At 32.9% G+C, this 249-nt stretch carries 1 protein-coding gene; it reads left to right on the forward strand.

From position 1 onward, the window contains the following. Nucleotides 1-44: 44 nt before the first annotated feature. Nucleotides 45-249 (forward strand): hypothetical protein (locus DOS84_RS19265; RefSeq protein WP_207802086.1); only part of this gene is annotated, 205 nt, incomplete at its 3' end.

The following is a 249-nucleotide window of genomic DNA, read 5'->3' on the forward strand; positions in this document are numbered from 1 at the left end:
TAATATTCATCGCCTCAAAGTATGTTCCTCTAAATAAATCTGTCATGTTTTATATTTTTTATCAGTTAGTTTTTTACAACTTTATTTCTTCAATTCTCCGGATTATCTTGGTTATGCTACCTAACGTTCCTGCGCTTGGCGAGGTTGCGAAGTTCGTGACTGATTATTTTCTGCTAAAGATAAAATTTCTTGCGAAACTTAAAGGTGATTTTTATTACAAAATTCGCAATCTCGCCAAACGCATGTTAT

Origin of the sequence: Flavobacterium aquariorum, assembly GCF_003254745.1 — a bacterium.
In the GTDB taxonomy this organism is placed as follows: Bacteria; Bacteroidota; Bacteroidia; order Flavobacteriales; family Flavobacteriaceae; genus Flavobacterium; species Flavobacterium aquariorum.